Consider the following 14929-nt stretch of genomic DNA (forward strand, 5'->3'; position numbering starts at 1 on the left):
CTCTCACCGAATACCCCGAGCCTCAGCAGGCCGTTCGCACCCAGGTCACCCGGTTCCTGACCGAACGCCAGAAGGGCTACTACGACGCCGTCGTCGCCGAGCTGACCACCCCCGGCAAGCCTCTCTTCCAGGCCAACGCCGACCTCACCACCGCCCTGCGCCTGCTGCAGGCCTACACCGCGGCCGGTTTTCCCACCGCTCTCAACGACGACGAACTCCTGCAGGTCCTGCTGCACGGCGCCGAACGCCTGCCCGCCGACACCCCCGGCGACACCACCATCACCACCATCTTCCGCACGGCGCAAAACACCTACAACTCTTGTGCCGCCACCTCTGACGCGGCCTGCGCCGCCACTTTCAATCCCTTCGCCGGTCAGCAGTACGCCTGGCTGACCAACTGTCTGACCTGGTACAAGAACCAGCTGCCCGTTGCCCGGTGGAGCCAGGATCCGCTGGCCAACACCATCGTGGCCTTCGCCTACCACACCGCCGACACCCTGCGCCTGCGCTACGACCACCACTCCAAGAGCCTCAAACAAAACAGCTACACCGAAACCCTCGCCCCCGTCACCACCGCCCACAAACTCCTCGAAACCTACGACACCATGACCCGTCCCTCCGCCCGATGAAAGAGACCGGACGGAGCCCCTGGATGGAACCCGTCCACATGACAACCCGGATGCGCGGTCCGTGGCCTTCATTCGCCCCACCGACGTCTGTTCCCCATCTCATCCCGTCCAGGGAGTCAGAGGAATGACCATGCGAAGAGGAACCAATGCCCTGCGAGCGGCGAGCGTGCTGTGTGCGCTCCTGCTCCTCCCGATGGCACCACCGGCGCAGGCCGCCGGAGGCACACTCGCCAACGCGCCGGCGCTGACCGTATCTGCGGGGAACCTCGCGGATACGGCCAAGGAGCCGGAGCCGGGGACAAAGAAAAAGGAGAAGGCGAAGAAAAAGGAGAAGTTCACGCCCTACACGCCGAGCGAGCTCGACCGCGCCCAACTCCCCGACCTGTCGGGCACGCGGAAGGTCGAACCACCGAAGACGCGGCGGCTGGACCGGACTCCCGACGGCTTCCTCAACCTCCCGCAGCAGCCCAAGGTCGCACCCACCACTGACCCGGGAACCAACACGGTGGTGGGAAAACTCGAGGAGGCGATCCTGGAGGCGGGCGGACGGATCCGCGTCAAGGGATGGGCCGCGGACACCTACTCCCCATCCAGGACCGTCCAAGTGATCGGCGGCACATCAGGACAGGCGCAGGTCACAAGCCGGGCCAACACCACGAGGCCGGGCACCCCTTACGGCGACGCGCACGGGTTCGACTTCGACGTTGAGATCCCACCGACCAGAGGGCTGCACCAGGTTTGCGTATCGGCGTTCTACACCACCACCAAGTTCACCGACCTCGGATGCCTTGAGTTCGACTCCCGGGCGTTCGGCGCCATCGAGTACCGGATTCCTCTCGCGGTCGTCGAGTCGGGTGCGTACTCCGTGATCGGCGGCTGGATGATCGATCCTTATACCGCCTCCTACGCGACATTCAGCGGATTCCGTGACAAGCAAGAGTTTTTCCGCGGCTACAGCGCAGCCCTGCCGCGCCCCGACATCGCCCAGGCTTTCCCCACGTTCGGCCCCAATCATGGCTGGGAAGTGTGGATCAAGCATGACGGACTCGAAGGCACCCCCAGCGAGCTCTGTGTGAACGCCGACTCTGGAGGGGTGGGGAAACAGCTTGGCTGCATGACCCAGAACTCCCGGCACGACCCGTTCGGGGCGCTGGACGAAGTGCGCTGGCAGGGCGAGAACATCCTGGTCAAGGGTTGGGCGATCGACCCCGACACCCGCTCGCCGGTAGAGGTCTCGATCTTCGCGGACGGCAAGCTGGTCAAGACGGCCTCAGCCTTCCAGCTCCGTACCGACATCCGTGATGCCCATCCGGAGTATGGCGACTCCCATGGGTTCGAGACGACGATTCCCGCCGCCTTCGATGACCAGAAGATCACCGTCAAGCCGACGAACATCGGCCGTGCCGGTCCTCTCGGAGGCAACGTGGAGTGGAAGATGAACTACGACGGCTCCTCCGGGCCGTGCCGCTGTATCGGGGAGAACTTCGAGGCGGGCTCGTACGACAAGACCGCCTACTCTTCGTGGGGCGTCGACCATTCCATGTGGATCACCTCGGACAAGTCCCATGTGGTGTCGGGAACCTACTCGGCCTACGGTCAGAGCCTGCCCAACGGGGAGTGGACGGAGTTCCTGATCTCGAACAGGGCCAAGATGAAGCTGAAGCGCTCGACGACCTACACGGTGACCTACCGGTACCGGATTCTCGGGCCTGCGAACTCCCAGGTCGAGCACTACTTCCTGGCGCGGACCACCAGCGGAGGATATGGCAACGACTGGTGGGGCGGGATGTTGACCGATTCCACCGGCTCCGGGGTGAAAAGCAGATCGGTGACGTTCACCACCGGTGCGTTCGATGACTATTACCTCATCTGGGGCATCCACAACAGCGGCGCCATGACGGTCGACAACATTGTGGTCAACGGCCCGGTGGGCTGACGATCCACACCGTCTCAGCGGCATCGGACCACCGGCCGGCCGGACCGTAGCCGCTGGGCAGTGATCTCCACGGGTCACGCGCCCGCGGAGATCACTGCCATGTGCTTCGCGCCCGCTCAGCAAACGATGATCGAGTTCCACTCCACGGCCCCGTCCGATCGCTTGATCGGACGGGATTTCGCGTTTTCCACGTCTTGAGGCCGCTGGACGGGTTCCTGCCCCAGCCGGCAGTCCCGGGCAGCTCGGCGCTCTGGCCGTCAGAGTAATCAGTCGACACGACGGAAGGCCGAGCGGTAGTCCCTCGGGCGTCGTCCGGTGTGCTTGGCGAAGAGGGCGGCGAACGTGCTGGGGTCCTTGTATCCGACCGCGGCGGAGATGCCGGCGACGGTTCGGTTCGTGGTCTCAAGGAGGTGGCGGGCGCGACGGACACGCGACGACTGCAGGTACTCCAGCGGGCTCTGGCCGGTCTCGTCCGCGAAGCGCCGCAACAGCGTCCGAGTGCTGACCTTGAACGTGTCCGACAACGCGGCGAGGTCGTATCGGGCGGCGAGGTTTTGGTCGAGCCGTCGCATGACCTTGTGGGAGAACTCGTTTCCGGGCTGCGGAAGAAATCGCGCGTCAACGTATGGAGTCTGGGACGATCGCGCGTCGTCGACGAGCGCCACCCGTGCGGTTGTCCGTGCCACGTCGGCACCGCTGTGTTGGCGGATCAGATCCAGCGCGAAGTCGTACATGGCGCTGAAGGCCGCCGTTGTCGTCACTCCCGTGTCGGTGACGACCAGACGCTCAGGTCGGATGTCAGCGTCCGGACAGCGTCGAGCCAGTTCGTCCGCGAGGAGCCAGGCCGTCGTAGCACGGCGTCGGTTGAGGAGTCCAGCCTCGGCGAGCAGGAACGCACCGACACAGATCGAGACGATGACAGTGCCCGCAGCAGCGTGTGAGCGGATCGCCGCGACTTCAGGGGCGAGGGGTGCGAGCTTCGTGTCCACGTCGAGGCCCGGCACGAGCTCGAACCCTGGCACGACAAGGACGTCTACCTCGCGCAGCGGTGAGACGTCCAACGCCGCACCGCCCGATGCGGCGACACGACGGCGAGGCGAAACGATCGACACCTCGTATCCGGAGCTGTCCGGTCCGGCAACGTGCGTGGCCATCGTCAAGAGATCGGGTACGCCGAACACCTCGGACGCGAAGCAGCCTGGATAGGCCAGGACACCAACCCGCAGCGCGCTCACGCTCGCCTCCTCACCATCAGCCTCTGGCGAGATTACCCGTATACATGGCGATCTGGCCTCTCACCTTGTGCTGGGGCAACGGTCCACGCTGTCACCATGAGCGCTGCCAGCGGAGGACTTGACGACATGATCACGGATTTCTCCCGCCGACTCGTGGATGTGGAGGGGGTGGTGAAGACGGTGTACGCCGCGGGTTCCGGGCCGGCCGTCGTGTTGATGCCGGAGATGCCCGGCATCAGTCCTGACGTCCTTCGACTGGCGCGGTGGGTGCGGGATTCGGGCTTCACCGTCTATGTCCCCTCACTTTTCGGGATCGATGGTGCCTATCCCACGGCCGAGGGCGGTATGGAGGTTTTCCGCCGCGCGTGTGTCAGTGCCGAGTTCCGCGCGTTCGCCGGGGGCGGCACCAGCCCGGTCACGGCATGGCTACGTGGGCTCGCGCGCCAAGCCCATGCCGAATGCGGCGGTCCGGGAGTCGGCGCGATCGGACTGTGCTTCACCGGCAACTTCGCTCTCACGATGGCGCTTGAGCCGGCTGTCATCGCGCCAGTGGTCAACCACCCGTCGCTGCCGCTGGACGACCCTGCCGGACTCGAGATCAGCGACGAGGACGCACGCGCGGTCCGAGACCGCATCGCGCGCGACGGACTGAAGGTTCTTGCCTACCGCTTCGACGACGACCGCTGGTGCACCGGCCAGCGCTTCGCCGCCTACCAGGCGCTTCTCGGCGACGCCTTCGACGGCCGTGTTCTTCCGGGCAGTTCCGCGAACACCAGCCCACCCCCGTTCTTCGGCGACGTGGTCGGGACCCCCCACAGCGTTGTCACCGCCCACCTCGTCGACGAGGACGGACACCCCACGCTGAAGGCCAGGGACGAGATCATCGCCTTCCTGACCGACCGCTTGAGCCCGTTCGAACATACCGAGACGACATCCGACTGAGCGGCACAACGGTCGCCGGCGCAATCGGCGATCAGATCCGGGCGCCGCGCCCGCCACAGGTGGCCGAGGTCGCCGGGGTGCAGGGTGATGGTGTGTTGGTGGCAGGTCTTCGGCAGCTGGTCGGCCTTCAGGTCGGGCTGTGGGGGATCGCTCACCGCCTGTCTGTCATCCGGCACCGCCGACCGCGTGGCCATGCGCCAGGACGGCCGCACGATCGTCACCGGAACCCACGACGAGCTGCTGGCCGTCGACGCCGGCTACCGTCGCCTGCCGGCCAGTCAGGTGGGGGGCGTGGACTGACGGGCGCGATGGCGGCGTACCGCATCCCGGTTGGCGCACGGCTGGGAGCAGTAACGCTGCCGTGCGGTGCGTGAGGTGTCCGCGAAGATCGTCCCGCAACCGGCGGCGGCACACCGTCCGAGCCGGTCCATGCCCCGGCTGACGAGGTGCATCGCCGTGCCCACGGAGATCAGCGCGAACAGCACCGCGCCGAGCGGCTGCAGGTCGTCGCGATAGTGCAGGTGCCAACCATGAGCGTGGTCGGTCAGCCGGGGGTAGGCGGCCGACCGGGCCGGCATCTCGTTGACCAGCTCGGCCTTCGCGCGCTCGCCCGTGGCGTCGACGACGTTCGTCCAGGCGTCGATGACGGCGAGGGTCTGGTCGAGATCCGACGGTTCGACGGGGCGTTCCAGTACCAGACCGGCCGTGCGGCAGCGGTCGGCGAGTTCATCGGCGCTCGCCGGTGGGCGGTTCGCCAGTTCCGCGGCGAAGTTCACCACGTCCGCACCGTAAGGGTTGAGGCGTACAAGCTCATTACATCAGCCTGTACGTCATGACGCGAACAGCAACAGAGCACGACATTCCGGAACTCGTCCGCCTCCGGGCACTGCTCTTCGACGACCTCGGCGGCGACTTCTTCAACCCCGCGAACGCCGGTGACGACTGGCGCGACGCGCTCGCACGGGTTTTCAAGCAGAAGCTGACCGAACCCGACTGCCAGATCCTGGTCGTGGACGGCGACACCGGCCTGGCCGCCTGCGGCATCGGCACGATCGAACAGTGGTTCCCCGGCCCCCACTCCCGCAACGGGAGGGTCGGCCACGTCATCGGCATGGTCACCGACCCGTCGTACCGGCGGCGTGGGCACAGCCGGGCGATCATGCTCGGTCTGCTCGATTGGTTCCGCGACCGCAACGCCGTACGGGTCGACCTCACCGCCTCCCACGAGGCGGAACCGCTCTACCGGCAGCTCGGCTTCTCCGACCACCCCGATCCCCTGTTGTGCTGGAAGCCGTGAAGACATCGCAATACCGCTGGGTCATTCTGGGGGGCGCGACTTTCACTCAGGCCGCGGCCGCGTTTTTCGTGCGATGAAAGCGCGCTCTGACCGGCTCGGACGGGTGAATCTCTGGGTGACCAACTGGGTGACAACGACCCTGGACAAGGCCGGACGAAGGTGGATCGCCGTGGACCGTATGCGCAGGTGGGAGCGGGTATAGCCCGTGGTATCGCGCCCGCCCGTCTTGCTTCGCATGGGCCGTTCTTGAGACGGCTGGACTGAAGTTGACGGGATCCCTTCCGATCATCGAGATCGGGTGGGATCTTGTCGTTTCAGGGGTTTCCGGGGGGTGAAGGTATGGGGACCGCGGCCGTACGACCGGCATGGTTGACCAGGCGGTGCAGGGCGATCAACCCATAGCCGAGCAGTACGAAGCAGACGGCCAGCGCCAGCGCCATAAGCGCCACCCCGCCGTACCCGAACCTGCCCACATCCAGAAACGGATAGGGATACCGCTTCCACGCATCTGGAGGCAGCAGGGCACCTCTGACCAGGGAAAAGGTCAGATAGGCCATCGGATAGACCAGCCACGTGAGAGCAGCCGCCCATTTCGGCCGAGAAGCGATCCGGTCGAAGAACAGCCAGTCGATCACGGCCATGACGGGCGTCACGTAGTGGAGAAGGAAGTTGCCCAGACCGTGACCGTGAAGGGAGAGGTGCTCGAAGGGGCTGGCTCCGCGCATGCGCAGAAAGTGCCAGACCAGCCCAGTGATCACGATGTAGAGCGTCACCGCCCCCTTAAGCTCGGCAGGAGGGCGCCATCTGCTGACCACCTGCCAGGAGTAAAACCCCGTGAGCAGCAGATTGCTCTGCACAGTGAAGAGCACGAGCGGGTTCAGCGGGCTGCCCAGGGCCAGCCAGGTATAGATCAGGCCGACCACCGCAGCCAGGATCAGCATCAAGCGGTACACCGTCACCCAGATCATAGGGATCAGGGTCGCACGGGACGCATCACACCGACCAACAGTTCGCCGATCGCTGGAACGCCGAAAGCAAAGGCCGGCCTTTGGCCGCGATGGCCGCCTACGGCACCACGTTTTCCCAAGGCCGTCGCCACGGTCACCGGCGATGTCGAGCTCGCCGACCTTCACGACCGTCCGGTGGGCGTGCGAAACCCAGCGGTCGTCGTGGTGTTGTGCGGTTGGTGGCGGGGCGGTATGAGCACGTTGAGTCGGTGGGTTCAGATGGTGAAAGCCCGCTCGATGATGCCCGAGTCCAGTTCGACGGTGACACGTCTACCAGGAGGCGGGCAGTGTGATCGCGGTGGCAGCGCGGTGGATCTGCTCGACGACCTTGGCCATGATCCGGTCCTTGCCCGGCAGCAGGTTGACCAGGCGCAGCGTCACCATCGACATGCGGACCTGGAACCGGCTCGACAGGACCATGCGCTTGATGTTGTTGGTGCCCAGGGCCTGGTTGGCCTCGACGAAGGGCCGCATCCGCGCCTCGTAGGCGGGGAAGGCGGCGGTGTGGTCGCCTGCGGCCCGCTTGAGCTCGCCCGCCAGCACGTACGCGCCGACCAGCGCCAGGCTGGTGCCCTGCCCGGAGGCGGGGGAAGCGCAGTAGGCCGCGTCGCCGACCAGCGCGACTCGGCCGGTGTGCCAGCTGTCCATGCGCACCTGGCTGAGGGAGTCGAAGTAGAAGTCGGGCGCGTCGGCCATGTCTTCCAGCAGGCGCGGCACCTCCCAGCCGGATCCGCTGTAGGACTGGGCCAGTGCCTGCTGCTGTTCGGCGCGCTCGCGTACCTTGCTGTCGGCAGCCCACAGGAACATGGCCTTGGCGCCGGTGTCCTGCCGGGTGCTGTAGAGCAGGGCCGTACGGCCGGGTCCGACGTAGGTCAGCTCCTCGCGGTCGAGCCCGAGGTGGTTGGGCACGCTGAAGATCGAGACGTTGTAGCCCATGTCGTGGACGAAACGTTCCTCGGGGCCGAAGGTCAGCGCACGGGTGTTGGAGTGCAGCCCGTCGGCGCCTATGACCAGGTCGAAGTGGCGTACCAGGCCGCTGTCGAAGGTCACCTGGGTGCCGTCGATCGAGGCGATCGAATCGCCGAAGAGATACTCGACGCCGTTGGTCGCCTCGTGGAGGAGCCGGGCGAGGTCGCCGCGGTGCACCTCGGCGTCCTCGTGGACGCGCCCGCCGAAACTGTCGCCGTTCATGCCGGCCACTTGGCGGCCTTCGTCGTCCACTATTGAGCCGGTGCGCACGTCGGTGCGCAGTCCGCGGACCTTCTCCAGCAGCCCCATCCGCTCGACGACGTCGAGGGCCGCGCCTCGGATGTCGATCTTGTAGCCGCCCTCGCGCACCTCGGTGGCGCGTTCGACGACGGTCGGGGTGAAGCCGTGCTCGCGCAGCCAGTAGGCCAGGGTCGTGCCCGCGATGCTCGCGCCGGAGATCAGGATGTTCGACATGCCTGAATAGTACGTACGTGTTAGACAATTGTGCAAGACGTATGTGTAAGCTTGGTTCATGGGCAACCGTGAAGATCTTCTGGACGGCGCCAAGCGCTGCCTCTACGACAAGGGCTACTCCCGCACCACCGCACGCGACATCGCCACGGCGGCCGGGGTGAGCCTGGCCGCGATCGGCTATCACTACGGCACCAAGGAGGCCCTGCTCAACGAGGTGCTGGTGGAGGCGATGCGAGAGTGGGGCGACGACCTGAGCCGGGTGCTGGCCGAGCCGGGGGACTTCGAGACGACCTGGGGCAAGGTCATCGACTCCTTCGTCAGGGCCAGACCGCTGTGGGCGATCCAGTTCGAGTTGATCGCGCACATGGAGCGCACCCCTGAGCTGCGCGAGTCGTTCGTGGAGGCGGGACGGCAGGCCAGGCTCGGGCTGGCGGAGCTGTTCGGCTCGGACTCCGAGCGGTTGGGAGCCGTGGTCCAGACCCTGCTGGGTGGCCTGGCGGCGCAGTGGCTCGTGGACCCCGACGCCACCCCGACCCCGGCAGAGCTCCTGGAAGGCCTGCGCACCCTGGTGGGATCGACCTTGGGCACGTCGTCATGATCTAGGATTCGGTGGCGTCGTGACCGCACTCTCAGTCGTCCTGGCCGCCTCGGCACCGCGCTGCTCAGCGCCGTCGTCGGGTTCGGCGGTGGCGTGCCGCTGTTCTCGATGGCGAACCTGCCCACAAGGTCAGACCTGTTCGTGAACACCCCACCAGGTCAGAGGCCGTTTCCGAGAGATCGGAAGCGGCCTTTTGCGTTGCTGAGTGACTACCTGCTGTGCCTGATCGCTGAGATCAGTTCGGTGATCGCCATCATCACCGCCGTCAGAAGGAACGCCAGGCCGAAAGCTGCAACCATGATGACGAGCGACATCGCGCTCCTCGGCATAAACACCACCATGAAGCTGCCGCAAAGCAGGACCAGCCAGCCGAGGAGCAGCGGAATCAGATAGAACATGCGGGGACCGTTCACGGTGTCCCTTCGAAAACCTCGACGTTAATGGGCACCGATGATCCCGTACCGTCCACAGGTCTGGAAAGAACTGATCCATAGCCTCAGCTCCTTCAGGAAGCACCGGGCGGAGCTGTTTGCGGTAGACGGTCTCCGTCACCGACACCTCCTCCAGCGCCGCCCGCTCCGCCCCGGGCTGCGCGCACAAAGATCAAGTCGCGCCTTGACCTTGAGCCCCGCCCTGCATATGTGATCTTGAAAGAGGCGCAGGTCCAGCAGTACCACCGATATGACCATGGGGACAGGGACCTCGTTCGCGTGGGGGAAACTCAGGCCGTCATCCTGCGGGCGAGAGTCGATTCCCGACCGTAATGCTACGAACCGGGCCGGAAACCGAGTTTGCTCTGCTCAGAGCAGATCTGCCGCAGGCAGATCGCGTCGACGCCGATGCGGATCGCCCCACATGATGGACGCATGGGCGAAGAATCGAAACTTCCACTGTTCGACGCACGGGTAAGACGTCAGCTTTACGAAGGGCGTGTTCTCGTTCTCGACGGTCCTCTCAATGACGACAACGGGACGTTGCTCGCCACGCAATTGATAGCACTCGCCACGCAGGACGAGTCGACCGATATCGCGTTGTGGATTCACTCCCCGGGCGGCTCGGTTCCATCGATGCTTGCGATCCGTGACATCATTCGGCTCATTCCCTGTGACGTATCGACCCTCGCGCTGGGTATCGCCTACAGCGCCGGGCAGTTCTTGCTGTCGTCGGGTACCCGAGGGAAGCGCCGCGCCCTGCCGCACGCACGTGTCCTGATGCACCAAGGCTCGGCCGGAATCGGTGGCACCGCGGTCGACATCGAACTGCAGGCCGACGACCTCCGGCATACTCGCGACACGGTGCTCGGTCTTATCGCCGGGGACACGGGTCAGCCCGTAGCACGCATATTCGAGGATTCCCTGCACGATCGCTGGTACACAGCGCAAGAGGCACTGGACTACGGCTTCATAGACGCAATCGTTCAGAGCTTCGACGAAATAGCGCCACGCAATCGCCCACGGCCCGGATTCGGCGTCACCGAAGGAGTCGGCCAGTGACCACGTACACGATCCCTAACGTCATCGCCCAGAATCCTCGTGGCGAGCGGATCATGGATGTCTACTCGCACCTTCTCACCGAGCGAATCGTCTATCTGGGGACCGCGATTGATGCGGGCGTCGCGAACGCGCTCGTCGCACAGCTTATTTTTCTGGAGTCGGAAAACCCCGATGCCAACATACAGTTCTATATCAACTGTGAAGGCGGGGACCCGAGCGCGATGCTCGCGATATATGACACCATGCGCTATATCCGCCCGCGGGTTGAGACAACCTGCGTTGGACAGGCCATCGCGGTGGGTGCCGTCCTTCTCGCCGCGGGCGCCGAAGGAAAACGTGCCGCTCTCCCGCACGCACGAGTGATCCTGCACCAACCGGCTGCTCAGGGGCGCGGAACGATCCCCGATCTCATCTTGCAAGCCGACGAGGTCGTACGTGTCCGAGCGGACATCGAGCGCATACTGTCACGGCACACGGGCCAGACTGTCGAGACCCTACGCGCCGACACCGATCACGATCGAGTGTTCACCGCGACCGCGGCCTTGGAGTACGGGCTCCTCGATCAGATCATCGAGGAGCACTCATCGGCTCGTGGATGATCCCGGCAGGCCACGCTACGCGGCCAGAGCATATGCCGCCGAGCAGGTAGCACCTCTCGACGTGCTGTTCTGAGCAGACCGCAGGCTCTCGGCAACGGCAAGGGTCAGATCGACCAGGGTGACATCCAGCGCGCCGGCGACCGCAGCGATCATTTCGCTCGATGGCTCTTTGACGCCTCGTTCCATCTCGGAGAGATACTGCGGCGAGACGCCGGCGCGACGCGCCGTCTCACTCAACTTCTCGCCCCGCTCGTGACGAAGACCTCTGAGACACTCACCGAGCGCGTGCCGCCACAGCGGCTCGCGAGCCGGAGACGGCTTGGGATCGGTCCGATCGATCGCCGGACGTAGTGGTGGGACAGAGGAAGCCATATCTCACCATAGGTAGACGGTGCGTTCGAGTTCTGCCGACTTCGCGCAGAGCAGAACCGTCCCCGCCTCCTCACAGTCCCTGACCGAGCCAATCTGGCTGAGATGGACGAGGTCAGGTGACAGATTGCGCCACCAGGGCCATGGCCTGTCGCATGGCGTTCCGTACTTCGTTGGGTCCGTCGCCGCGCTGCAGTGCGGTCAGTGCGGATGCGCTGATCGCACCCACCATCGCGCCGACCAGGGCGGAGGCGGTGATCGTGTCGAGTCTGTCGGGGAATGCCCGCTGCAGAGCCTGAGCCAGTTCGGCCTGTGCGGTGAGGTATCGCTGCAGCAGCTGAGCCTGCAGCGCCGGCACCGAGGCCACCAGCCGTGCCCGAAGTGCCGCGAGCCCGTTGGGGAGGTCGCTGTCCCAGGTGTTGGCGATCATCTGGTCCATCGCCCGCACCAACACTTCGGGCAGCCGTTCCTCGACGCGGCGCTCGGCGATCGCCTGCAGCGCCAGGTCGACGCGCACATCGGCATTGGCCAGGAGCACGTCCTCCTTGGCCTGGAAGTGAAGGAAGAAGGTGCGAGGGGACACCTCCGCGGCGTCGGCGATCGCGGCCACGGTCACGTGGTCGTAGCCCTTGTCCTCGAACAGGCGCACCGCCGCCTCGATCAGTGCCTGCCGGGTGCGCTGCTTCTTGCGCTCCCGCAATCCGTGTTGCTCCACCATGCGGGCAGTTTATTTCATCCTCTGAATTGATGCATACTGTGAAACTATACAGAGACTGCAGTAATTGAAGGGTGGTCAGCATGGGGAGCCTGGACGGACGTGTCGTCCTCATCACCGGAGCAGGGCGCGGCATCGGGCGGGAGGAGGCGTTGTTCTTCGCCGCCGAAGGCGCCAAGGTCGTCGTCAACGACCCCGGTGTCGCCATCGACGGCACGGGCGGCGACGCCGGCGTGGCCGCGAAGGTCGTCGAGGAGATCACTGCCCGCGGTGGGCAGGCCGTGCCCAACACCGACAGCGTCGCCGACTGGGACGGCGCCCGCCGCATGGTGGAGACGGCCCTGCAGTCCTTCGGCGACCTGCACGTAGTGGTCAACAACGCGACCATCGAACGGAACATGGGCCTGACCGACCTGTCGGAGGAGGACTTCGACGACGTCGTAGCCGTCAAGCTCAAGGGCACCTTCGCGGTGACGCGCTGGGCGGCCCGCCACTGGCGCGACCGATATCAGGCAGGAGTCCACGCCGACCGCGCCGTGGTCAACACCTCCTCCGGCTCCGGGCTGCTCAACCCGCTGCCCGCGCAGGTCTCCTACGCGGCGGGCAACGCCGGGGTCGCGGCGCTGACCATCGTGGCCGCCCTCGAACTCGGCCGCTACGGCGTGCGGGTCAACTGCATCTCGCCCTCGATGGCCCGTACCCGACTCACGCTCGCCGTTCCCGGCATGAGCCAGGAATCACCGGCGGGTCGATTCGACCCGCTGCACCCGGCCGCCTGCGCACCTGTCGCCGCCTACCTGGCCGGCGCGGCCTGCCCGCTCACCGGCCAGGTGCTGTCGGTGCGGGGCGGAACGGTCGCGGTCAACCACGGCTGGTTCCTCGGCGACCACATCCACAAGGACGGGCTGTGGAGCGTGGAGGAACTGGCCGAGAAGGTGAAGGAGCTGCCGATGAACGACCCGTTCGACAAGCTCGCCCAGGCTCTGACCGGCGCACTCGGCGCTGTCGGACGCGCCCGGCTCCAGGAGATGATCAACGCCCTGCTGGACCAGGGAGGCCGGTCCGGCGCGGCTTCCGCATGACGCGATGGCACACAGTCCGGACCGCGTGCTCAGGCTCGCGGTCCGGGGCGGATGGCGCTCGACCCCGGACAGCCACGAGACCTCGGTGTCAAGCCCGTCGAGACGGCGGCGCATCGAGCAGACTCACCCTCGCCTGGGACGTGCTCACCGAACTCACCGAGGAGCACCGCAGCGGCCGACCGGTCCAGATGGTCGAGTACATACCCGACGGCCCGACCATTTGCCCGCCGCATATGCGCGCTGCTGGACGAGCACCCGGGCGAACTCGCGTCCCTGAAGGCGAAGTCCCTGTCCAGCGGGCCGGAGCCCGCCGCCTCTCCGCTCAAGCGTCTCCTGGCTCGCGGGTTGCGCAGCCGTACCCTGTTCTTCGCGCACGCCCTGGACGACCCTGACCGTGGGTGCCATGGAAGTCGAACCGTTTGGTCTCGGTCCACAGCCGCCGGATCACCGTGCACGCTTCGGCGAGGCTGCCCACGGCGTGGGCAGCGTCGTGGAAGGGAAGACCATGGGCTTCGTACTCCACGACCGGCGCACGTGATGTTCCGGTTCACGCCGACAGGCGGCACCTCGCGGCATGGCGAAGGGGCGCCCGAATGCCTTCGCCATGCCGCACACCAGCACCGCCTGCCCCATGCGGCGGGTTCTGGTGAGGCTCGCTTACTTGCTCTGCAGCTTCCCCAGCGGGTTGGGGTCTTCCTCCAGTGCGGTGGCCGCCGCCTTCCAGCCGGTGTCCTCGGGGTAGAGGGCGCTGCGCAGGAAGGCCGAGGTGAGCTGCTGGATCAGAGCGACGCGCGCGGGATTCTCGTCCGTCGTTTCGGCGACCTCGTACCCAGAAACGCCGCCGAGCGAGTGCTCTGCCCCGAACAGCGTGAGCAGGCTTTTGCCGCCCGGGCTGTAGGTGTAGGGGTCGGTGAACCAGTCCGGTCCGCGGGTGGACAGGTGGGATTGGTCGTTGTCCCCGGCGACGATCAGAGCCGGTCCCTTCATGTCGTCGAAGGAAGGCCTCATGAACGGGAAGTGCTCGGCGGCGAACGGGGTCAGGTCGTCACCCAGGCCGGTAAGGGCGAGCAGGATCCCCGCCTTGACGCGAGGGTCGGACATATCCTCGCCCGGTACGCCGTCCGCGTCCAGGACACGCGCCCCCAGCAGTGCGCTCGCCGTCTGAGCTCCCCAGGAATGACCGGCCACGGCGACGCGGCCGCGGTCGAGGCGCCCGGCCAGACCCGGCACGGACGCTTCCAGGGCGTCGAGCCCGTCCAGGACACGCGTGAGGTCCTCGATCCGCAACCGCCAGATCCGCGGCGTGCGGGGGTCGTCGGCGGGGAGGCCGAGCGTCCTGGAGTCGAGGTGGGTGGGCTGCACGACCACGAAGCCGTGAGCGGACCAGAAGTCGGCCAGCGGCGCGTAGCCGTTCATCGACCAGCCGAAGCCGTGCGAGAAGACGATGACCGGCAGATTGCTGCCGGTCACGGGGGCCGAGACACGCACCTGGAGGTCGTCACCGCGGCCAGGGACGGGCAGGATCACCGGCTTCACGGATATCACGGAGGCGGCGTTCAAGTGGGACATGGAAATGCCTTCCGG

18 protein-coding genes are annotated in these 14929 nt (G+C 66.1%); 10 read left to right on the plus strand and 8 right to left on the minus strand.

Features of this window, described 5'->3' with window-relative positions:
• Both ABT130_RS28990 and ABT130_RS28995 read left to right on the plus strand, forming a co-directional pair.
• Positions 1–629, plus strand: a 629-nt coding sequence (locus ABT130_RS28990; protein ID WP_350960485.1) for a hypothetical protein, incomplete at its 5' end; no start/stop codon positions are given.
• A gap of 130 nt (positions 630–759) precedes the next feature.
• Positions 760–2565 (plus strand): hypothetical protein, encoded by a 1806-nt coding sequence (locus tag ABT130_RS28995; RefSeq protein ID WP_350960487.1) that lies wholly within the window; start codon positions 760–762, stop codon positions 2563–2565.
• Positions 2566–2831: 266 nt separating this feature from the next.
• On the opposite strand, the gene ABT130_RS29000 is transcribed toward ABT130_RS28995, so the two are convergent.
• Complete coding sequence (locus tag ABT130_RS29000) at positions 2832–3800, minus strand: GlxA family transcriptional regulator (RefSeq protein WP_350960489.1); 969 nt, start codon at positions 3798–3800, stop codon at positions 2832–2834.
• A 96-nt stretch (positions 3801–3896) separates the two neighbouring features.
• On the opposite strand from ABT130_RS29000, the gene ABT130_RS29005 reads away from it, so the two are divergent.
• Both ABT130_RS29005 and ABT130_RS29010 read left to right on the plus strand, forming a co-directional pair.
• Positions 3897–4742 (plus strand): dienelactone hydrolase family protein, encoded by an 846-nt coding sequence (locus ABT130_RS29005; protein WP_350960492.1) that lies wholly within the window; start codon positions 3897–3899, stop codon positions 4740–4742.
• 87 nt (positions 4743–4829) lie between these two features.
• Positions 4830–5042 (plus strand): hypothetical protein, encoded by a 213-nt coding sequence (locus ABT130_RS29010; RefSeq protein WP_350960494.1) that lies wholly within the window; start codon positions 4830–4832, stop codon positions 5040–5042.
• Here the strand turns inward: ABT130_RS29010 and ABT130_RS29015 are convergent.
• Positions 5021–5521, minus strand: a complete 501-nt coding sequence (locus ABT130_RS29015; protein WP_350960497.1) for a CGNR zinc finger domain-containing protein — start codon at positions 5519–5521, stop codon at positions 5021–5023. The genes ABT130_RS29010 and ABT130_RS29015 overlap by 22 nt on opposite strands.
• A gap of 53 nt (positions 5522–5574) precedes the next feature.
• Between ABT130_RS29015 and ABT130_RS29020 the strand changes: the two genes are divergently transcribed.
• Complete coding sequence (locus ABT130_RS29020; protein ID WP_350928363.1) at positions 5575–6039, plus strand: GNAT family N-acetyltransferase; 465 nt, start codon at positions 5575–5577, stop codon at positions 6037–6039.
• Between the two features lie 314 nt (positions 6040–6353).
• Here ABT130_RS29020 and ABT130_RS29025 read toward each other — a convergent pair whose 3' ends face one another.
• Together ABT130_RS29025 and ABT130_RS29030 are read right to left on the minus strand one after the other, a co-directional pair.
• Complete coding sequence (locus ABT130_RS29025) at positions 6354–7007, minus strand: Pr6Pr family membrane protein (protein ID WP_350960499.1); 654 nt, start codon at positions 7005–7007, stop codon at positions 6354–6356.
• Between the two features lie 309 nt (positions 7008–7316).
• Positions 7317–8489, minus strand: coding sequence for an FAD-dependent monooxygenase (locus tag ABT130_RS29030; RefSeq protein ID WP_350960502.1), 1173 nt, complete (start codon positions 8487–8489; stop codon positions 7317–7319).
• Between the two features lie 58 nt (positions 8490–8547).
• On the opposite strand from ABT130_RS29030, the gene ABT130_RS29035 reads away from it, so the two are divergent.
• Complete coding sequence (locus tag ABT130_RS29035) at positions 8548–9087, plus strand: TetR/AcrR family transcriptional regulator (protein WP_350960504.1); 540 nt, start codon at positions 8548–8550, stop codon at positions 9085–9087.
• A gap of 209 nt (positions 9088–9296) precedes the next feature.
• On the opposite strand, the gene ABT130_RS29040 is transcribed toward ABT130_RS29035, so the two are convergent.
• The gene (locus ABT130_RS29040; protein WP_350928371.1) at positions 9297–9485 is read right to left on the minus strand and encodes a hypothetical protein; all 189 of its coding nucleotides are present in this window, start codon (positions 9483–9485) and stop codon (positions 9297–9299) included.
• A gap of 468 nt (positions 9486–9953) precedes the next feature.
• Here ABT130_RS29040 and ABT130_RS29045 point away from each other — a divergent pair, with 468 nt between their 5' ends.
• Together ABT130_RS29045 and ABT130_RS29050 are read left to right on the plus strand one after the other, a co-directional pair.
• Positions 9954–10580, plus strand: coding sequence for a ClpP family protease (locus tag ABT130_RS29045; protein ID WP_350928373.1), 627 nt, complete (start codon positions 9954–9956; stop codon positions 10578–10580).
• Positions 10577–11179: a ClpP family protease gene (locus ABT130_RS29050; RefSeq protein ID WP_350928375.1), complete on the plus strand. Its 603-nt coding sequence runs from the start codon at positions 10577–10579 to the stop codon at positions 11177–11179. Before ABT130_RS29045 ends, ABT130_RS29050 begins: the two co-directional genes overlap by 4 nt.
• Positions 11180–11194: 15 nt before the next feature.
• On the opposite strand, the gene ABT130_RS29055 is transcribed toward ABT130_RS29050, so the two are convergent.
• Both ABT130_RS29055 and ABT130_RS29060 read right to left on the minus strand, forming a co-directional pair.
• Positions 11195–11551, minus strand: a complete 357-nt coding sequence (locus tag ABT130_RS29055) for a helix-turn-helix domain-containing protein (RefSeq protein WP_350960507.1) — start codon at positions 11549–11551, stop codon at positions 11195–11197.
• 112 nt (positions 11552–11663) lie between these two features.
• Positions 11664–12266, minus strand: a complete 603-nt coding sequence (locus ABT130_RS29060) for a TetR/AcrR family transcriptional regulator (RefSeq protein WP_350960510.1) — start codon at positions 12264–12266, stop codon at positions 11664–11666.
• 80 nt (positions 12267–12346) lie between these two features.
• On the opposite strand from ABT130_RS29060, the gene ABT130_RS29065 reads away from it, so the two are divergent.
• Positions 12347–13345, plus strand: a complete 999-nt coding sequence (locus tag ABT130_RS29065) for an SDR family NAD(P)-dependent oxidoreductase (protein ID WP_350960513.1) — start codon at positions 12347–12349, stop codon at positions 13343–13345.
• 403 nt (positions 13346–13748) lie between these two features.
• On the plus strand, positions 13749–13883 hold the full coding sequence (locus tag ABT130_RS29070; protein ID WP_350960516.1) for a hypothetical protein: 135 nt from the start codon (positions 13749–13751) through the stop codon (positions 13881–13883).
• A gap of 119 nt (positions 13884–14002) precedes the next feature.
• Here ABT130_RS29070 and ABT130_RS29075 read toward each other — a convergent pair whose 3' ends face one another.
• Positions 14003–14914 (minus strand): alpha/beta hydrolase family protein, encoded by a 912-nt coding sequence (locus ABT130_RS29075; RefSeq protein ID WP_350960518.1) that lies wholly within the window; start codon positions 14912–14914, stop codon positions 14003–14005.
• Between the last annotated feature and the right edge of the window lie 15 nt (positions 14915–14929).

The sequence above is a fragment of the Streptosporangium sp. NPDC001681 genome (genome assembly GCF_040298085.1).
Taxonomy (GTDB): Bacteria; Actinomycetota; Actinomycetes; order Streptosporangiales; family Streptosporangiaceae; genus Streptosporangium.

Bases quoted from the DNA above. Each gene is read 5' to 3' on its own strand.
- ABT130_RS29020 (WP_350928363.1), top strand. From the start codon at position 5,575: ATGACGCGAACAGCAACAGAGCACGACATTCCGGAACTCGTCCGCCTC.
- ABT130_RS29025 (WP_350960499.1), bottom strand. From the start codon at position 7,007: ATGATCTGGGTGACGGTGTACCGCTTGATGCTGATCCTGGCTGCGGTG.
- ABT130_RS29075 (WP_350960518.1), bottom strand. From the start codon at position 14,914: ATGTCCCACTTGAACGCCGCCTCCGTGATATCCGTGAAGCCGGTGATC.
- ABT130_RS29045 (WP_350928373.1), top strand. From the start codon at position 9,954: ATGGGCGAAGAATCGAAACTTCCACTGTTCGACGCACGGGTAAGACGT.
- ABT130_RS29005 (WP_350960492.1), top strand. From the start codon at position 3,897: ATGAGCGCTGCCAGCGGAGGACTTGACGACATGATCACGGATTTCTCC.
- ABT130_RS29040 (WP_350928371.1), bottom strand. From the start codon at position 9,485: ATGTTCTATCTGATTCCGCTGCTCCTCGGCTGGCTGGTCCTGCTTTGC.
- ABT130_RS29035 (WP_350960504.1), top strand. From the start codon at position 8,548: ATGGGCAACCGTGAAGATCTTCTGGACGGCGCCAAGCGCTGCCTCTAC.
- ABT130_RS29055 (WP_350960507.1), bottom strand. From the start codon at position 11,551: ATGGCTTCCTCTGTCCCACCACTACGTCCGGCGATCGATCGGACCGAT.
- ABT130_RS29060 (WP_350960510.1), bottom strand. From the start codon at position 12,266: ATGGTGGAGCAACACGGATTGCGGGAGCGCAAGAAGCAGCGCACCCGG.
- ABT130_RS29030 (WP_350960502.1), bottom strand. From the start codon at position 8,489: ATGTCGAACATCCTGATCTCCGGCGCGAGCATCGCGGGCACGACCCTG.
- ABT130_RS29010 (WP_350960494.1), top strand. From the start codon at position 4,830: ATGGTGTGTTGGTGGCAGGTCTTCGGCAGCTGGTCGGCCTTCAGGTCG.
- ABT130_RS29065 (WP_350960513.1), top strand. From the start codon at position 12,347: ATGGGGAGCCTGGACGGACGTGTCGTCCTCATCACCGGAGCAGGGCGC.
- ABT130_RS29070 (WP_350960516.1), top strand. From the start codon at position 13,749: ATGGAAGTCGAACCGTTTGGTCTCGGTCCACAGCCGCCGGATCACCGT.
- ABT130_RS28995 (WP_350960487.1), top strand. From the start codon at position 760: ATGCGAAGAGGAACCAATGCCCTGCGAGCGGCGAGCGTGCTGTGTGCG.